This is a genomic window from Alkalitalea saponilacus, assembly GCF_900168165.1.
GTDB classification, from domain to species: Bacteria; Bacteroidota; Bacteroidia; order Bacteroidales; family Marinilabiliaceae; genus Natronoflexus; species Natronoflexus saponilacus.
This window is the reverse complement of record NZ_FUYV01000001.1, coordinates 469595-488981: the sequence shown is the minus strand read 5'-3', so window position 1 is coordinate 488981 and position 19387 is coordinate 469595. Positions and strand designations below refer to the sequence as shown.

Sequence of the window (19387 nt, the reverse complement as noted above, 5' to 3'; positions counted from 1 at the left end):
TCCCTAAAATATAAACCAGAATAATCTATATTTGAAATGAACAACTAGTGCAACAAGACAGTTTAACAAAGGCAAAACAATCGTAAAAATCGACTATGAGGTTACTCTCCATTCTCCATTCAAACGGATTAACCTTCCCACTTGAAAATCCCGTGTTGATTTTTTCAGTCATCCTGTTCATCATCTTGTTTGCTCCATTGGTTTTAAACCTACTGAAGGTTCCCCATTTAATAGGGCTGATTATTGCCGGAGCCGTTGTTGGTCCCAATGGCATTAATTTACTGATGCGCGATAGCAGTGTGGAACTTTTTGGCACTGTAGGGCTGCTTTACATCATGTTTTTGGCCGGGATGGAGATTGACATGGCAGATTTTCGGAAAAACAGTCGAAAAAGTATCATATTTGGCCTATACACTTTTATCATCCCCATGATATTGGGAATACTTTCAGGAGTCTATTTGTTAGGATTTAACCTGACAACATCCATCCTCCTGGCCAGTATGTTTGCTTCGCACACATTGGTTGCATATCCTGTAATAAGCCAGTATGGCATAAGCCGTAACAGAGTAGTTGGCATTACGCTCGGAGGTACCATGATTACAGACACGCTCGCTCTTCTTGTCTTGGCTGTTATAGTGGGTATGACCAGAGGCGAAATTGATCCTGGTTTTTGGCTGACTCTCTCTATTTCCATGGCAATTTTTATTGCAGTGGTAGCCTTTTTGGTTCCTCTTTTAGGAAGATGGTTTTTTAAACGCTATGGAGACAAAGTATCTCAATACATTTTTGTACTCGGAGTTGTATTTGTTTCGGCGTATCTGGCTGAATTAGCCGGAGTGGAAGCCATTATCGGTGCATTCCTGGCAGGACTGGCTCTTAACCGGCTGGTGCCAAACACTTCTCCACTTATGAACCGTATTGAGTTTGTGGGAAACGCTCTTTTTATACCGTTTTTTCTTATTGGAGTTGGAATGTTGATCGATTTTCGTGTGCTGATTTCAAATTTTGAGGCCATATTGGTTGCCATTGTAATGACTGTTGCCGCTACCACTTCAAAATACATTGCAGCTTACCTGACACAAAAAACTTTCAACTTTACCAAAGATGAACGCCGAGTTATTTTTGGTCTCAGCAATGCGCAGGCAGCAGCTACGCTTGCTGCCGTTCTGGTAGGATACAATGTAATCCTGGGGGAAACCGATGCCGGTGAACCAATACGCCTTTTAAACGAAAACATTTTGAACGGGACCATCCTGATGATCCTGGTTACGTGTACCATCGCGTCCTTTGTTGCGCAAAAAGGAGCTCAGAATATCGCACGACAAGTGGGTGATACTGAAGAAGAAAAGAATCAAAAAGCCAAGCCTGATAATGAGAAATTACTCGTAACCATAAGTCATCCCGACACCATTGAAGAATTGGTAAATCTGGCCATTACACTTAAAAGCAAATCCAACAGTGACTTGTATGGGTTAAATGTTGTTTCTCAGGAAAGTTTTGACCCTGTGAAAGAACGTGAAGCCAGAAATACATTACAACGTGCGGCAACGGTTGCTGCTGCAACCGATAAACACATGCAGGAACTACTCAGATATGATCTTAATGTTGTAAACGGCATCACCAATGTTGTTAAAGAACAAAAGATCACTGACATATTTATGGGTCTGCACCACAAAAGTAAAATTGCCGGATCGATTCTGGGCAGCATTACTGAAGGATTGCTTTCACAAAGCCATGCAACCATATTTATATATCGGATTATTCAACCACTGTCAACTGTAAAAAGACATCTGGTAATTGTCCCGCCCGACGCCGAAAAAGAACCGGGATTTGCTTTCTGGATTATGAGAATCTGGAAGCTCGCAGATAATACCGGGGGCAAACTCCTATTTTACGGGCAGGAATCAACCCTTAAAGTCATTGCCAAGCTGCATAAAAAACATCCTGTACCTGCTGAGTTTAAAGAGTTCGACGATTACGACGATATTCTGGTAATTCTTGCCGAAGCAGGCGAAGATGATGGAGTAGTGGTGGTCATGAGTCGAAAAAATGCAGTCTCCTATCAGGGTATCATGGCAAGAATTCCGAAATACCTGAAGAAATACCTGAAGAAAAACAACTTCATACTGGTATATCCGCGCCAACACGGATTTAAAGAAGCGGTGCTGAATGACTTTGGGAACCCCGAAAAGCTTGACTTCCTGAGCGAAAACATTGAACGCATTGACAACCTGATTGATAATATTTCGAGAATGCTGAGGAGAAATTGAATTAATTTGAAAACATTTACGCTGTATTGCTCCAATGGAACCGGTATTAGTCCTGGAGAAATCGGAATTCAATCATCTTTTGATGTGGTGCGCTTTTTATAAAAACATCTCACACATCTCATTAAACCTCTTTAGCTGGGTTTCGCCATGACGGCTCATCCCTTTTCGGACTTTATGAAGAGATTTCTCTTTTGTTAAATCTTTTCCTTTTGAATAAAATTTATCGGCAAAACAGATGATTTTTTCCTCTATAGTTTCCGGAAGCATATCAACATGAGGAAGAGGTAGCTTTTGCGTTATGATTTCATCTGCTGACAAACCTGCTCCGGTGTGACGTTCGCAAATTGCTGCTAAATGATGTAATCCATGCTCTCTTAGCATATTACCTCCAATGATTCCATGAAGAATATAAGGGTGTTCACCAAAACAATGTATTTCCGGAGCATAGGTTTCTACTATGCCGATATCGTGAAGCATACACCCCTCTCGTAGTAATATCTCATCAGCTTCCAGCTCAGGGTGCTCAGAGGCTATCTGTAGCGCCTTTTCCATAACCATCAAGCTATGGGTTTTAAGGATATTTCTTGCCTTTTTGTCCCTAGGATAATATTTGTCGATAATCTGTTCTACCATCATTCACAATAATACGAAAAAGCAATGGGTAAAGTTTGTAATGCTTTGAATTTATTTAAAGACTTTTTTGTCTTTTTATACTGTAATCTTATATCTAATATATACATTTGCAATATTAAAGACTTTTTTATCCTCAATTAAAACAGAATAGTTATGACAATTTTAAATCAAACAATTGGTAAATTGGTAGCAAAAAACTACAAAACAGCGGATGTTTTTCTGAAAAACGGTATAGACTTTTGCTGCGGAGGCAACATCTCAATAGAAGAGGCTGCCAAAAAAAACAATATAAATACTAACAAACTGGTGAGCGAACTTGAAACTGCCATGATCAGCCGCGATGTGGAATCAGATCTCATAAACAGACTGAACCCGGCTGAACTAATCGACCACATCATTGAGCATCACCACACATTTGTGCGCGAAAATCTGGAAACAATCCCTCCCTATCTTGCAAAACTCGCAGATGTGCATGGTGCAAATCACCACGAATTAATAGAGATTGAGCACCTATTTGGGGAGGCGATTACAGCATTTAAGCAGCATTTAAAAGATGAAGAAGAGATCTTATTCCCATACGTGAAAGAACTGGCAGTAGCGTTGGATACAGGTATACTTCCTGAAAAGAAAAATTTCAAATCCATTGAAGATGTCATTGAGAACATGCATGACGAACATGACGGAGAGGGTGAAAGATTTCGTACCATTTCAAAACTGACTAACAACTACACCCTTCCTCCAGAAGGTTGCAACACGTATCGTGTTGGTTTAGAAAAACTAAAGGCATTCGAAAAAGACCTGCATCGACATGTACATCTTGAAAACAACATCCTGTTTCCAAAAGCATTAGAATTGGAGAAAAAATTAATAAATTAGGGGCAAAATAATCAATATGTTGTCGAAAGCCTCTGAGTATGCCATAAGAGCATTGGTCTACATAACCATAAAAAACCGGGACGCGGTGCGTCCCGGTTATCGTGAAATATCCCGGGAAATTGAAGCTCCCGAACAGTTCACGGCAAAAATTTTACAAACCTGCGTTCGAAATAAACTACTTCAATCAGTTCGCGGGCGAGGTGGTGGCTTTTTTTTCGATCCTGAAAGTAAACCTCTCACGCTCATCGAGATCATAAATACCATTGAGGGTATGTCGCTTTTCACCCGTTGTGGCATCGGATTAAGCAAATGTTCAGACACTGCACCCTGCCCTATTCATAAAGAATACGCGGTAATAAGAGACCAATATCAACAACTCACAACCAACACCACCATCGACAATCTGGCAGATAAAATAATTTCGGGTGAAGGGGTGTTGAATAGGATGTTTAATTAACATCCAAGTCATACAAACAGCAATTATTTCACTTTGCATTTTAAATTCTAGCAACTCTTTTCGTACTTTTGCACAATGCTCTTATAATTAAAGGTAATCACCTAATCCTAGAACAATGGCATTTTTAGAAGCAAAAGACGTAGTAAAGCAATATGCCGGTCATCTGGCATTGGATCATGTTTCGGTTTCTGTTCCGGAAAACACAATATTTGGCCTTTTAGGGCCAAATGGAGCTGGCAAAACCACCCTTATCCGCATCATTAATCAAATTACGGGGCCTGACAGTGGCTCCATCCTCATCAACAACAAACCACTTAAAAGCAGTGACATAGCCAGAATTGGTTATTTACCTGAAGAGAGAGGCCTTTATAAAAAAATGAAGGTTGGAGAACAGGCTCTCTATTTAGCCCAATTAAAAGATCTGTCCCGCCGGGACGCTTTAAAGAAACTCAAATACTGGTTTGAAAAATTTGAGATTCAGGCGTGGTGGGACAAAAAAGTGGAGGAACTATCCAAAGGGATGCAGCAAAAGGTTCAGTTCATCGTAACCATCCTGCACAACCCCCAACTTCTTATATTTGATGAGCCATTCAGTGGTTTCGATCCCATCAATGCCAGTCTTTTAAAAGATGAAATTCTGAATCTGAAAAAAGAGGGAGCTACCATTATCTTTTCTACCCACAACATGAGCTCAGTGGAAGCTCTTTGCGACCACATCACGCTTATAAACAACGGAAAAGCCATTTTGAACGGTGCTGTACATGATATTCGCTACCAATATCGAGAGAATCTCATTAAACTTGAATACTCCGGAGACACAGATAAATTGAAGGAAACCATCAACAATTCCTATGAGATTATCGAAAGCGGACCCTCCAACGGTTTCAGCTCCCTGCTGGTAAAAATGGATGAAGGAAACAACATGAACCAACTGCTGAAACTGGTAATGAACGATTGTGAAATTCATAGTTGCAAGGAGGTTTTACCCGGCATGGATGACGTATTTATTAAAGTTGTGAACGAAAACAAATAACCCAACCAAAGCCATGAACAAAACAATACTAATTCTACAAAGAGAGTACCTTACCAGGGTAAGAAAAAAGAGCTTCATCATCATGACCATCCTGGGTCCTCTGCTCTTTGCTGCCATGTTTGTGATTCCGGGATGGATTGCAACCATGGAGGATCGTGATGAACGGCAAATAGCCATCATCGATTACACTGGGCTATACGAAGACCGCATTGATGATACCGAAAGGTTGAAATTCGAATATCTGCCGGTAAATAAAGAGAGTGAACTTAGAAGCAATTTTTCGACATCGGGATATTACGCCTTTCTTTTGATTGAAGACGACCTTTTAAAAAGGTCAGACGCCATCAGACTTTTCTCCGACGGACAGATAACAATGGATGTGAGAGACCATATAACACGTAACCTCCGTGAGTTTCTCAGGAATGAGAAACTGCGTACATACGAAATGGAAGGCCTTCATGAGATCATTGCGGAGGTCAATGATGTAAGAGTTAACATAACCACCTTAAAATTGGGTGAAGACGGCACCGAAAAACATACATCAACAGAAATTGCGATGATTGTGAGCATCCTTTTCGCATTCCTCACCTATTTATTTGTGTTTATATATGGAACTCAGGTTTTGCGGGGGGTAATGGAGGAAAAAAGCAACCGCATTGTTGAAGTCATCATATCATCGGTAAAACCATTTCAGTTGATGCTGGGCAAAATTGGCGGAATCGCTTTAGTGGCTCTTACCCAGTTTCTTTTATGGGTAGCATTAACGGCAATGATTCTGGTTGGTGTAAAAACTCTGTTTTTTTCAGATTCTCCTATGCCATCCAGAATGGATGGCATAGAGATGACCGGTACAGAGTATCCTGCCGGAGCAGAAATGGAAAACATTGAAGCCGCTTTTGCATTCGATCAAATAATGGAATCCATCAACACAATTAATCCTGTTAATACCCTATTGCTTTTTCTATTTTATTTTATCGGCGGATATTTGCTATACGCGGCACTTTTTGCTGCAATTGGTGCTGCCATCGATAACGAAACAGATTCACAGCAATTCATGCTGCCCATTACCATTCCCATAATCATTGCTCTGTGGGTTGCCATGGCCGGATTCAGAAATCCACACAGTGATTTGGTTTTCTGGTTTTCAATGATCCCACTCACATCACCCATTGTGATGATGTCAAGGGTGCCGTTTGATGTTCCGGGATGGGAAATTGCCTTATCGATGGTATTGCTGGTGGCAGGCTTTCTGTTTGCCACATGGTTTGCAGCACGAATTTATCGCACCGGCATATTGATGTATGGCAAAAAAGTAGATTATAAGGAACTATGGAAATGGTTTAAGTATTCGACAAAATAAACATTCATCCCTAATAAAGGTTAAACTCAAAGTTATTTTTATAACTTTGAGTTTATCAATTTATAAAAGATGTTCAAAGATCAGCCATAAGAAGGAGACAGTTAAGTATGGAAAAAACAAGAGTTGCTATAATTGACTTGGGCACCAACACCTTTAATCTTCTTATTACAGAGGTAGATAATAATTCATATCGAATTCTAACGGAATCAAAATATCCTGTAAAACTCGGAGAAGGAGGAATTCACAAAGCCACCATCACCTCCGAAGCCATGAAAAGAGGCGTTGAAGCATTGACATCACATCTGATAGCCATTTCGGAATACCAGGTGGAGAGCATTTTTTGTTTTGCAACTTCGGCCATCAGAAGTGCAACCAACGGAGCTGATTTTGTTCGACGCGTTAAGCAAGAGTTGGGGCTGACAATTCGCGTAATCCCGGGAGACGAGGAGGCGCAAACAATTTTTGACGGAGTAAAGCAAGTTGTGCCGTTAGCAAATTACTACACTCTCATCATGGACATTGGCGGCGGCAGTGTTGAGTTCATTATTGCCAACAAAAACGGGATAGCCTGGAAAGAGAGTTATAATGTCGGTGTGGCCAGGCTCTTAGAGCAATTTACTCCATCGGATCCAATCACCTCCGACCAGGTAAAAAGCATTGAAAAACATCTGTCTTCAAAACTGGAGTCGTTATTAAACGCAGTTAAACAATTTCCAATATTCAAAGTGGTTGGATCTTCAGGTTCTTTTGACACGTTGGCAGCAATAATTGCCAATCAGGAGTTCCCGCTTCTGGATTTGTCTAAAATTACCACCTTCAAAATTCATGAACCATTTTTAAAAGATATTCATCAAACCCTGATAACCAACACCGCCGACGTCCGCAGAGTGATACCGGGTATGGATAGAGACAGGGTGGATAACATTGTGCCTGCCAGCATCATTGTTCAGTGGGTACTGGGAAAAATAAAACACCAGGAAGTATGGCAATGCTCGTTTGCATTGAAAGAAGGAGCCATTCTGCAAATAATCAACAGCGAGTTATAAAAATCATAATTCAATTATACCTCATCATTTCTTAAACAGATGTATGCACGTCTGTTTTTCGAATTCCGCCAGGTAATTCGATTGTAACGATCAATAAAAGCATCTTATGTCCAAAATATTAGTAATTGATGATCAGAAGAGTATCAGAAATACGTTAAAAGAGATACTGGAATACGAAAACAACGAAGTTGATTTGGCAGAAAATGGGCCTCAGGGGCTGGAACTGTTTGACAACAATAAATACGACATCATACTATGCGATATAAAAATGCCGGAAATGGATGGCATTGAAGTGTTGCAAAAAGTCATGGAAAAAAGTCAGGAAACTCCCATGATAATGATTTCAGGACATGGGAACATTGACACGGCCGTGGATGCCATCAAAAAAGGAGCATACGATTTTATTGAGAAACCCCTCGATTTAAACCGATTGCTTGTTACCATAAGAAATGCAGTTGAAAGGAAAGACCTGGTAACAGAAACCAAAGTCTTGCGAAGGAAGGTTAGTAAAACCTTCGAAATGGTTGGTGAGTCTGAACCCATCAGACAGGTAAAGGAGATGATTGACAAAGTAGCTCCAACCGATGCAAGAGTGCTTATAACAGGAAGCAACGGAACAGGAAAAGAGCTGGTGGCAAGATGGCTTCACGAAAAAAGCAACCGGGCACAGGAACCTTTTGTTGAAGTAAATTGTGCAGCAATACCTTCTGAACTTATTGAAAGTGAGCTTTTTGGTCACGAAAAAGGAGCATTTACCTCAGCAGTAAAGCAACGTAAAGGGAAATTTGAACAGGCACATGGTGGCACCATCTTTTTGGACGAAATTGGAGACATGAGTCTGGCCGCTCAGGCAAAGGTACTTAGAGCACTTCAGGAGAATGTAATCTCAAGGGTAGGTAGCGATAAAGACATAAAGGTAGATGTAAGAGTATTGGCAGCCACCAACAAAAATCTACAGGAAGAGATCAGGCAAGGAAACTTCAGGGAAGATCTTTTTCATCGCTTAAGTGTAATTATCATCCATGTTCCGGCGCTCAACGAACGAAAAGAAGACATTCCGCTTCTTGCCGAACATTTTAACACCCTCATTTCAGAAGAGCTGGGAGTTGCCAAAAGGGAGTTTGATCAATCGGCCATAGAAGCGCTTCAGGAGATCTCGTGGACTGGAAACATCCGTGAATTCAGAAATGTGATTGAAAGACTCATTATTCTCTGCAGTAATACCATTTCAGGAAAAGAGGTGAAAGCCTACGCCACACCAGTTTGGTAGCATAACAGAGCCTTTTTGACTATCAATGCGAGGGGGCTCTTAAATATTAAGATGCGAAGAGAAACAAAACCCGGATTCCAATGGGGATACTCCCGAACCATAGGGACAGACATCTAAAGATCTCATTCATCTTCAGGCTTTTCCTTCGTCGACTCCGGATCAAATTGGTAAGTGCCAATCATATAAATATCGTTGAAGCCATTACCGGGACCAAGACCTGTGCGCTTAAAATAAGTGTAATCCATTTGCCGCGAAGTGCGAACATGAGGCACTCTGCGATTGCTTGAGAAAAACAGAAACCGTCCATCGGGCGAAATGGAAGGAAAATGTTCATTGTCGCTACCATTTATTATCTCGCCCATATTCTCAACCTTTCCCCAATTGCCTTCACCATCGCGAAATGTAATATAAAGATCTGCTCCGCCAAAACCACCGGGTCGGTTTGATGCGAATATCAAATATCTTCCATCAGGTGAAACCACCGGGGAGAAATCAGCATAGTCGCTAAGCAAATAACTGACAACCTTTGTGGGTTGGTTAAAATTACTATCCACAAAAGTTGAGACATAGATATTGGTGGCCATTAAATCATATGTAACAAGAGAACTTCCATAATCTGCATGAAAATACAGATCTCCGGCATTGGTTTTTGAAGGATGACGCTCATGGCGGTCTGGATCAAATACAACCGGTACAGGTTCTCCCCATCCACCATCATATCTTTGAACATACCAAATGTTCCAGACATCAGATCTTCCCCCCTCCTCAACCGGACGAGTTGAAGAGAAGTACAAACGGGTACCGCATTCGGTTATAAAAGGATCGGCATCATTATATAACCCTGAGAATGAAACCACCTCCGGATATCGCCAAACGCTCGACTCATACCGAATATATACAATGGCAAAAGTTTCGTTCCGATGGTTGATGGTGAAATAAAACTGATGGTAATCGGGTGAAAAAACCCCTCCGGTCTCATCCAATCCGGTAGAGATCAACCCGGAAGCAAGCAGCCTCACAGTCGCAGGCGCTTCTTCGGGCAACAAAAAGGCTGATGGATCCGCATCGTAACGAACCTGACCCTTACTTTCATATAAAAACAATGAAAGAACCACACTTCCAATCAAAAGAAAAATCCTCAACATATAAAATTCAATTCTACCCATAAGACCTGCAAACTCAAACATTCGGGTACATGCTAATTTAATAATAAAGATAATATTTTTTTTAGACACCAGATTACAGCAAAACTAAAACGATATTAGTATCAACAACAAAAAATTAGCCATAATGCTGAAAAACATTAAAAAAGAGATCGATTACAATTATTTTTTTCATACTTTCATCCTATCATTTAGAGAGTTGGATCTAAAGCATTCCCCGTAAACGGGAATGGTGTATGGATTGCAGATAGAACCTGAAATTGCTGCATCTTATATTATTTCTATACCAACCAAATATTTAATAACAAAGTAACCAATTAGAGTCGATAGATCATTAATGAAAAACACACTTACTTTCAAATACGATCTGATAGAAACAGGCAAAGCAGGAGGTTACTTCATATATAAAAAGAAGAAACTTCAGTTTGAAGCATTGAATGCCAGCAATCCATTGGGCGATTTGCTCAAATCCATGGTCGATTTAGTTCAAACTCCGGCTCATTTATGGGGTGAGGAAAACAGCGCCGGAGTTGAATGGTATTGCGATAACTGTGTTTTTACCATGGAGTTCTCATCGCTTGATGGAGAAACAATAGATTTCACTTTGATCAGAAATACTAATGCCTTTGAGGAAAACAATCAACCCGAAGAGATCATTGAAGGCTCCGTTCCATTAAAATCATTTTACTACGTCATTATAAAGGAACTCGACGGGCTGATCAAAAAGAAAGGGCTGCTAAACTACGCACAAATTTGGCAAAAGGATGAATTCCCACTCACCTTTTTTCTCATTTTGAAAAAGTATCTCATCACCTGGAAAATCTGGACAGCATCCATGGATGAATCAGATGTTCTGGAGAGTGAGTTTATGATGGTACTTAGCTAAAAAAATTATTATGGCCAGAGACAGAAAACCTCATATTGCCTTTTTCGGACGCCGGAACAACGGCAAAAGCACCCTGATTAACTGTCTCACCCAACAAGACATAGCCATTGTCTCCCCCATTGCAGGTACCACCACCGATCCGGTTAAAAAATCAATGGAAATTGCAGGAGTAGGACCTGCCGTATTAATTGATACTGCCGGAATTGATGACACCGGAGAACTGGGCGAAAAACGTGTGGCAAAAAGTCTGCGTATACTTGACCAAATAGATTTGGCCATACTGATTGTAGCAAATAACCAACTGGGAAAATGGGAGACAGACTTAGCTGAAAAATTCACACAACTGGGGGTACCGTTCATTGTGGTACATAGCAAGAGAGATCTTGAACCGGCAAACCAAAATACGAAAAAATTATATCAGGAGATTGGAGCTAAATTCTTTCTGGAATATTCGGCAGGCGAAGACACAGAAGAAATCAATAACTGCATTCGTCATGCCATTCCTGAAACGGCCTGGTCTAACCCAACCCTTTTAGGTGACATCATCGCTCCAAAAGATATTGTAATGCTCATTACCCCTATTGACACGGAAGCACCCGAAGGACGAATGATTCTTCCCCAAGTTCAGACCATCAGAGATGTTCTGGACAATCATGCCATCAATATAGTTTTAAAAGAAAGTGAAGTTGAATATTTCCTGAAAACTACCGGAATTAAGCCAAAACTGGCTGTCACAGACAGCCAGTTGTTCGGAAAAATAGATAAGATCATTCCGAAGGACATACTTCTAACGGGTTTCAGCATTTTACTGGCTCGGTTCAGAGGTGATTTTGAAGCATACAAAAAAGGGACACCTCATCTTGATAAACTTCAAGATGGCGACAAGGTTCTCATACTGGAGTCGTGCACCCATCACTCAACCTGCGATGACATTGGACGGGTGAAGATTCCCCGTTGGCTGAAAAGTCACACAAAAAGTGAAATTCATTTTGATGTGGTGGCAGGACTGGATCAAGTTCCCCAGCCCATAAATCAATACGCCATCGTCGTTCAATGCGGTGGATGCATGATAACACGCCGTCAATTGCAAAACCGTCTTCGACCGGCCATTGAAGCCGGCATCCCTGTCACCAATTACGGCATGGCCATTGCCTGGATGAAGGGAATCTATGAAAGAGCCATGCAACCATTTAATCTCTGACGCAACCTTTTTTTGCCTTTGCATCTATATCTTGTAATCCATTTTAAAAAGCCATGAAACGATTCCCTGTGTCAAGTCAAATCTGAAGTGTCTCCCTCGCTCACCCCTACCCCCCCTGAGGGAACCACCAAGCGCACCAGGTTTGCCCGAAGCTTATCGGTTGATTTGACACTAGGCTGAGGGAAGAGTTCTTCTGTATTGTCGGAAACCATTGAAAATTTAAACTATAACCATATGAAAACCCATCTAGCGATTATCTTATTGGCAGCAACATTTGCATTCATTGGATGCTCCAAAGACGAAGAAAAAGAGACTCCGTCTGGTGAAAAAACGTCTTTAACTACTGTTAAAAGCAGCAACAGCGAATTTTTCAATGTTAAAAACAACTCTTCAGGAGCCACAAGCGACCCATTTGAAATACTAGAAGTTACTTTTGAGGACGGTTTAATAAAAATCACTGTTGGTTACTCCGGCGGATGCGAAACTCATCATTTCACCCTAACCTGGGACGAAATGATGCGAAGCAGCAACCCTCCCATTATGCACCTGATACTTACCCACGATGCCAACAACGACTTCTGCGAGGCATATATAACGGAAACACTATACTTCCCCTTGGAAAACATTTTGGACTCCATAATGATCACCAATGTATCGATCAACGCATATAGTGGATATAATCCTTCCGATTCTGCAATTTGGATTGGAGACGGTTATGATTTTGATTTTGAAGAGAGCTACAACTGCAACTTTGTTGTAACGGCACAATCTGTCATTTGTGGAAACGGACTTTACGACAATTTGTGGTTTGCAGTTGAGGACAGCGTTTATGCAGGTTACGGAAACTATCATTTTCACAAATACCTACAACCTGTTGCCATTGATGATGCGATTTCAGAGTTCATTCCTGTTGAAGGAAAACAATACATCATTGGAGTAATAGTAAAGGAGGAGCATAAATATCTGTATGAACCAGTTTGTCTGGCTTATGTAGGCCCGTCTGTTCCGGTGAAAATTTTATGTATTGAAGAGTATTAAGATGAAATAATTTAGAACAATAGATCATCCCGATGCATTGAGATTTGATTATTAGCTATTAAATTCAAGCGAGTTTCTTATTATCAGCCAATTTAATAACCTTACAACAAAATCATATACCATTGACAATCAATCATATTAAAAATATCAACAAACTACTTTTAACCACAAAGTTCACAAAGAATGCACTAAGCTAACAATGGTTCCAATATTGATATTGTAACCTCCGTTAACTCTGAGAGATACTTTATGAGCTTTGTGAACTAGTTTTAATGGTTTTTGAGAAACTCATAAATCATTCAAAATATTCGGTCAAAGCTATTCTATTTCCGAGTCCGGTTCAGCCACATCACCACCCCGGTAAATGGAAGCGCAGTTGCAATAAGTGCCGACAGAAAATAAAGTATTTTAGTAAACATCCCGAATATTTCACCGGTATGCAGTGCTTTTATGGACTGTGCAATCTGTTCGTTAAGTCGTTTGTCAGAAAACCTATCTATGTCTGTTACCTCACCACTAATCAGATCCATTGAAACTCTGTCGATCCCCGAGGAAGCAAAAAAACCGGTTCGGCCTTTCATCACAGTAACAATCGAATTTTCTTCGCGCGGAGGGGTAATCCGGTAGGTTCCTTTATAGGGAAATTCTAAGTCAGTAACAGATATAACATGACTGTACGAATAGAATTGCGACACATCAATGATTTCTGTGGCTTTGTCCTCAACGGATTCTGCACGTCTATCGCGGTTATTCTGCCCCTGTGTCTGAGGAGCACCACGACGTGGTGCTTCAACGCCCAAAACATCATATATGCCTTGCCTGTACCATTGGAATGACCAATGGGGACCGGTAAGCGACATGATAAGGATAAAAAAAGCTGCATAAAACCCAAGGCTGCGATGAATGACATAATTATTGCGCTTCCACTTTCCGGAAAACTTCGCCTGCAATCCTTTGTACCAATATTTGGCATTGCGGGGCACCCAAACCACCAAACCGCTGATAATTAAAAATGTGCAAATAATGGTCGCCCATCCTACAATGGGTTTTCCAATGTTCCGGTCGAGCAACAGCCATCGATGTAAATGCAGTACAGTGCGAAAAAATGCCTGTCCCTTTAAGTTTTCCTGAAGATGAATTTCCAGGGTATAAGGATTCACAAGGTAAACACTTCCCCTTCCACGTTCGCCTTCACGGCGAACCCATGCTGTCCACACTTCATTTTCAGATGACGGAATGGAAAGCGAAAAAACTTCCCCTTCAGAGTAGTTCATTACGCCCTCAAGAATCTCTTCAACGGATCTCACCTGAGAGTTTTCCGGAACTTCAAATTTGAAAACATCCCGATTCAACAAACCTATAACTTCACTTTGAAAAACATATATGGTACCTGTGGCACAAACAATGGTTAAAACTAAAGCACTGGCAACGCCCAGCCATAAATGGATTTGTCTGAAAACATTTCGAATTGTTTTCCAAACAATGTTCTTTCCAGCCATTAAAACGCTCTTTTGAATCTATATTAGTAATATCGGATAAAATACCACTCGGTGATAAACCGAGTGGGAAAAAACACAATTTGTGTTGGAGCTAAGACCATTTGCAAGCAAACTTTTCAGGTATTGCCCTTATCAAAAAATTCCTTCGACAAAGATATTGCCCTTATCAAGCTCCAAACCTTTAGTAAACGCATTTGGATCGGTTGAGTCAATATCAAAGATGTAAACAAATGGAGCCGACTCACCTGTACTTCCAACAGGACTAACAGCCATATAGAATTTATCGTCGATTGTAACACCGTTTTGATATCCAAAAAGATCAGACATTGGAACATTCATTTTAATGGCAGTTTTGTTATTCAGATCCATCCTAACAACACCCCACTGGTTATTTTCATCTTCAGCATTGGTAAACTGCGCAGATACATAACATATTCCATTCCCGGCATGATACCAATTATTTGTATTAAATGTTTCTCCTAAAGCAGCAGTAACATTAAACTCCCAATTGTTATCATACTCTCCATCTTTTAATCTTAAAATCATGGTTGCATTTTCACCTGTAGCACGATTGGCCTGATAAACATATTCGCCAATGGCATGCATATTGCCGCCACGATAACCGTTTGTGTTTCCAGTTCCCTTTTCAGAACGGATGTATTTTGGATTAGTCAGGGAGGGATAATCAAGAACAATGGTATGCATACCCGTTAGAGGAATTGTATTGTCGATGGCTCGGCGTCCTAGACCGTAATAAATCTTGTCATCCAATACAGTTGGGGCATCCACTCTGAAAACATAGGCTTTTTCCTCCACATCCCATGCTTCGGCAGGGATGGTCCAGGTTTCCAAAATATCAGCAATTGCCACAAGAGGTATTTCCATTCGTGTAACATACATATCGGCCTCCTTATTGATGCCATTACCACTGTCTTCAATGTCGCGAGCTATGATGTTATGAATAAGAATGGTCTCTTCGTTAATTTTCCATGGTCTGACATGGGGAACACCCCCCATAACCGGAGCTACATCTAGTTCTTTAACTTTGGTGTAACTGCCATTGTTGTAGCTGAATTTTTGCAAATATCCGCCACCGTAATCAAATACATATACCCAACCCAAATTATCGGTAAAAACGCGAGCTGAACGAACAGGATTAATGGCATATCCGTTGCCTTTAAATGAGAGAGAGCCTTTCGAAAGATCTTCAACTCCGGCCATGTAAACCTCTGAATCTCGACCATCAAAACGGGCGGCAATGTGAAAAACCCGGGGCTTGCTATCGTCGGTTTCATCTGGCAACTGATTAATCGGATCATCCTTGTCGTCTGAGCATGATGCCGCAAATAGCATAAAAGCGCTTAAAAACAGATGAGATATAAATCGTACTTTTTTCATAACTAATAAGAATTTATTGTTTTAAATTGTATTAAATAACTGGCAATGAAACATTAAAAAAAGGCATAAGCAATTTTGGCTGAGAGCGTTCTGCCCGGTCGTTGAACCGCAAAATTATCGAATGCCATTTCGTTGAAAATATTCTTCCCATCTAGGCTGAGCGTTAACTTTTCTCCTGGAAATAGATATGAAATACTTACATCGTTGAGAAATTGACTTGGTACTATTGGTTTGTTTTGGTTTCCAATGATGCTCCAATCAAAATGAAACTCGTTAATGTAAGCGCTGTACCAGTTTACACTTATCCGATCACCCTGCTTAAATAAGTTCTCCTTATTGTATTCAGCACTTCCTCCAAATGTTAAATATGGCATATTGGGCTCACGCGATTTATAGTTGAGATTTACAGACCCATTTTGAGCAAATTCTTCCATGAACCTGGAGTCGAGATAATAACCCTGTAGCATAAAGTGCCATTTAACACCTATCCTATAATCCAGTTGAGCTTCAACTCCTTTAGAGACAATATGACCAATGTTATTAAAAACAGAATGACTGTCGTCGCCTCGAACAACAATCGATCGCTTAATGCGATCATAAGTGTTCCTGAAAAAGAAATTGGTATTCAGTCTCAATTGATTTCTGTTGGAATTGTGCAGGGTAAACATGCCGCCAAAATTTACGTTCAAACTCTTTTCAGGCTCAAGATTTACAGATTCAACAATTTCATCTGATACATTTCCAAAGACCTCGTTTGCTGTAACCAACCTGACTGCCTTCTCTACAGAAGCATTGAATCGGATTGCAGGAGTAACTGCAAAACTGGTTGTGGCACCATACCCCCAATTGTCGTCGGGTCTTGAGTAACGAATGGTATCCAGTACTCCGCTGTTATATTCAATTCTGTCCTGCTTCAGGTTGTTGTAGTAATGTTTGGCAAAAATTGAGTTTCTCAATTTTTCGTTGAAGAGTGTGTTTTGATAAGTAATACCTGTTATCTGCTTATTTGCAATGTTCTCACTTCCATAATTTCGCAGCTCTGCTGCTCTTAACTTATCATCGGATGAACGAATAAAATAGTTGTTGGAATAATTAACCCCTAAAAGATGATTTTCATTGAGATTATAAGACGCTGAACCTCTCGCGATGTAATTCTTGTTATTGTTAACATTTAATGATGCATTTCTTGCCTCACCGGGCAAACGTGTTACACCCCTGACATGAGGAACGAGATTTCCAAACCAGTCGTAACGGTTAGTGGTGGTATCCACTGTTGATCTTTCAGAAACGGAATATTGAAAATCCATTGACACATTCAGACCTTCAAACAGCGCATTGTTTTTCACAAAATTAACAGCCGGGGCCACTGTCCAGCCTTCGGTAAAGCGTTCTCCATAGGGTGAAATCATTCTTGGGCCATGTTGCGACTCTTTATAATCCTCAGACACATTGATGGTGAAAAACAGCTGATCAGCCCAGCTTTTACCCGTAACACCCACATCTACTTTTGCACCATAAGATTCGTAAGCGTCGTTGAAACGACGAACTTTCACTCCCTGATCAATGATGGTTAAAAAATCAGGATTTCGTGAACCATCGGGTAAAAATTCATTGTAGTCTTTTATTTTGATATCGTCTGACCAAACGTAGTAATTGTTATCTGAAGAGTTATAAAAAGTAGAAAATCTGGTAGTAATACCAGATTTGTAGTTTCTCCATGAGCCGGTTACATCGGCTCTGTGTGTATTGAAGGAGCCGTAAGAATACGATGCATTAAGTGCTCTGTTGCTCCCACTCTCATTTTTCAATTGTTTGGTTACAATATTAATGGCACCCCCCATTGCATCGTTGCCAAATTCAATGGGAACTACGCCTTTATATACATCAATGCGTTCGATGAGCGAAATTGGAATACTATTTACAGAATATGAAGAGCCATAAGATTCGGCTGGAACACCATCAATAAAAATCCGAACGGCACTTCCCGAAAGGCCGTTGATATTATACTGTGTTCTGGATCCCATTCCACCATCACGTCGCACTCTTAAACCAGGCGTTCTATCGAGCACCTCATTAATTTCTGCAGATTTTTTCTGCAAGTGCCGGGTGTCCACCGAAGTAACGGCAAACCCACTCCTTTCTATGCGTGCAGCTCTGGATTCACCTCTCACCAGAACTTCTTCAAGGTTCTCTGTGTTTTCTGTTAATACATAATGTAAACGGTGGGGTCCTCCGGAATTATTGGCATTAGCAGAAACTGTTTTTGCCATGGGTTGATAGCCAATGTAGGAAGCAACAATGGTCATATCCCCTTCAATGGATGCATGAAGTGTGAAATATCCGTTAGCATCGGTCTGAACTCCCTGTGTTGTGTTTTGAATAAACACCGTGGCACCTGGAAGAGGCTCGTTATTATCGCTAACAACTCTGCCACGAATAACATTAACTGGTCTTTCTCCAAATACAGACAGTGACAATAAAAAGAAAACAATTCCGACTATAACCCTCATGGCCATTCTCCCTCTAATATTTATTTAGAATGATTACACTTAGCAAAGTTAGATGTAACGCCAGTTCCCTACAATCGCTATATGTGGGGGTTTTTATCTAACTATAAACACCTCAGTCTTGGAATAAACACATGAAGAGTTCGTCACTTCAAAAACGTACTTATCAATCACATAAGAATACTTTCAATAGGCTTTCCCTATAACATATTGTTAAACTTTTTACAAAACCTTATCACTAATAATGATTAGTTTATTCCAATAAGCTTTACCCTCCTGTTCCGGTTTTCAATTAATATTTCACTATTGTCCGGGGCAATAATTTCATATTATTTAAGTGCTCAAGCCGCACAGGCTTTTACTTTTTTTCTACAGCAAAAAAAAGTAAACAAAAAATGCCGCCGCTGCACGAAAAAGACTAAAAATCAATGTGTTTTTCTAAAAACCGTGAACTCGCTACGCTCAAACAACACGGTTTTTTTAACGAAAAAAACATTGATTTTCTTAACGTCTTTTTCCTGAGGCGGAAAGCAAGCCCAATTTTTCAAGAAAGCCGCGCAGCTCAATAAACAAGGCATAATTCATGATTTTTAAATAATTAACCGGACACCAATGTTAATATTTGAAACTAAAAGCCATACTCCTCTTAGTGCATATTCTAAAATTTGATTATCTTTTATGCTTAAAAGAAAGAAAAGCTTAACAATCATGTTTAGCATGCGCATGCCTGCGTCATGCATATACTAAAAC

The 19387-nt window shown here is 40.4% G+C and carries 15 protein-coding genes; 10 read left to right on the top strand and 5 right to left on the bottom strand.

Features of this window, described 5'->3' with window-relative positions:
• Positions 1 to 95: 95 nt before the first annotated feature.
• Positions 96 to 2270 (top strand): cation:proton antiporter, encoded by a 2175-nt coding sequence (locus B5X70_RS01795; protein WP_079556135.1) that lies wholly within the window; start codon positions 96 to 98, stop codon positions 2268 to 2270.
• Between the two features lie 96 nt (positions 2271 to 2366).
• Here B5X70_RS01795 and B5X70_RS01790 read toward each other — a convergent pair whose 3' ends face one another.
• Positions 2367 to 2903: an HD domain-containing protein gene (locus B5X70_RS01790; RefSeq protein WP_262481296.1), complete on the bottom strand. Its 537-nt coding sequence runs from the start codon at positions 2901 to 2903 to the stop codon at positions 2367 to 2369.
• Between the two features lie 153 nt (positions 2904 to 3056).
• Here B5X70_RS01790 and ric point away from each other — a divergent pair, with 153 nt between their 5' ends.
• The 6 genes from ric to B5X70_RS01760 all read left to right on the top strand — a co-directional run bounded on the left by ric (position 3057) and on the right by B5X70_RS01760 (position 8945).
• Positions 3057 to 3779, top strand: coding sequence for an iron-sulfur cluster repair di-iron protein (ric, locus tag B5X70_RS01785; RefSeq protein WP_079556133.1), 723 nt, complete (start codon positions 3057 to 3059; stop codon positions 3777 to 3779).
• A 16-nt stretch (positions 3780 to 3795) separates the two neighbouring features.
• Positions 3796 to 4236, top strand: coding sequence for an RrF2 family transcriptional regulator (locus tag B5X70_RS01780; protein ID WP_079556132.1), 441 nt, complete (start codon positions 3796 to 3798; stop codon positions 4234 to 4236).
• Between the two features lie 115 nt (positions 4237 to 4351).
• Positions 4352 to 5269, top strand: coding sequence for an ABC transporter ATP-binding protein (locus B5X70_RS01775; RefSeq protein WP_079556131.1), 918 nt, complete (start codon positions 4352 to 4354; stop codon positions 5267 to 5269).
• Positions 5270 to 5282: 13 nt separating this feature from the next.
• On the top strand, positions 5283 to 6629 hold the full coding sequence (locus B5X70_RS01770; protein ID WP_079556130.1) for an ABC transporter permease: 1347 nt from the start codon (positions 5283 to 5285) through the stop codon (positions 6627 to 6629).
• 107 nt (positions 6630 to 6736) lie between these two features.
• Positions 6737 to 7675 (top strand): Ppx/GppA phosphatase family protein, encoded by a 939-nt coding sequence (locus tag B5X70_RS01765; RefSeq protein WP_079556129.1) that lies wholly within the window; start codon positions 6737 to 6739, stop codon positions 7673 to 7675.
• Positions 7676 to 7781: 106 nt separating this feature from the next.
• On the top strand, positions 7782 to 8945 hold the full coding sequence (locus tag B5X70_RS01760) for a sigma-54-dependent transcriptional regulator (protein ID WP_079556128.1): 1164 nt from the start codon (positions 7782 to 7784) through the stop codon (positions 8943 to 8945).
• Positions 8946 to 9067: 122 nt separating this feature from the next.
• Here B5X70_RS01760 and B5X70_RS01755 read toward each other — a convergent pair whose 3' ends face one another.
• Positions 9068 to 10132, bottom strand: coding sequence for a TolB family protein (locus B5X70_RS01755; protein WP_079556127.1), 1065 nt, complete (start codon positions 10130 to 10132; stop codon positions 9068 to 9070).
• A 313-nt stretch (positions 10133 to 10445) separates the two neighbouring features.
• On the opposite strand from B5X70_RS01755, the gene B5X70_RS01750 reads away from it, so the two are divergent.
• The 3 genes from B5X70_RS01750 (at position 10446) to B5X70_RS01740 (ending at position 13233) form a co-directional block, all read left to right on the top strand.
• On the top strand, positions 10446 to 10994 hold the full coding sequence (locus B5X70_RS01750; RefSeq protein ID WP_079556126.1) for a hypothetical protein: 549 nt from the start codon (positions 10446 to 10448) through the stop codon (positions 10992 to 10994).
• A 10-nt stretch (positions 10995 to 11004) separates the two neighbouring features.
• The gene (gene hydF, locus B5X70_RS01745; protein WP_079556125.1) at positions 11005 to 12195 is read left to right on the top strand and encodes a [FeFe] hydrogenase H-cluster maturation GTPase HydF; all 1191 of its coding nucleotides are present in this window, start codon (positions 11005 to 11007) and stop codon (positions 12193 to 12195) included.
• A 234-nt stretch (positions 12196 to 12429) separates the two neighbouring features.
• Complete coding sequence (locus tag B5X70_RS01740; RefSeq protein WP_079556124.1) at positions 12430 to 13233, top strand: hypothetical protein; 804 nt, start codon at positions 12430 to 12432, stop codon at positions 13231 to 13233.
• A gap of 323 nt (positions 13234 to 13556) precedes the next feature.
• Here the strand turns inward: B5X70_RS01740 and B5X70_RS01735 are convergent, their stop codons facing one another.
• The 3 genes from B5X70_RS01735 to B5X70_RS01725 all read right to left on the bottom strand — a co-directional run bounded on the left by B5X70_RS01735 (position 13557) and on the right by B5X70_RS01725 (position 18646).
• Entirely contained in the window at positions 13557 to 14732 is a 1176-nt protein-coding gene (locus B5X70_RS01735) for a PepSY-associated TM helix domain-containing protein (RefSeq protein WP_079556123.1), read from the bottom strand.
• A gap of 132 nt (positions 14733 to 14864) precedes the next feature.
• A complete protein-coding gene (locus B5X70_RS01730) occupies positions 14865 to 16130 on the bottom strand; it encodes a hypothetical protein (protein ID WP_079556122.1) in 1266 nt (421 codons plus the stop codon).
• Between the two features lie 53 nt (positions 16131 to 16183).
• Positions 16184 to 18646, bottom strand: a complete 2463-nt coding sequence (locus B5X70_RS01725; protein ID WP_079556121.1) for a TonB-dependent receptor — start codon at positions 18644 to 18646, stop codon at positions 16184 to 16186.
• Between the last annotated feature and the right edge of the window lie 741 nt (positions 18647 to 19387).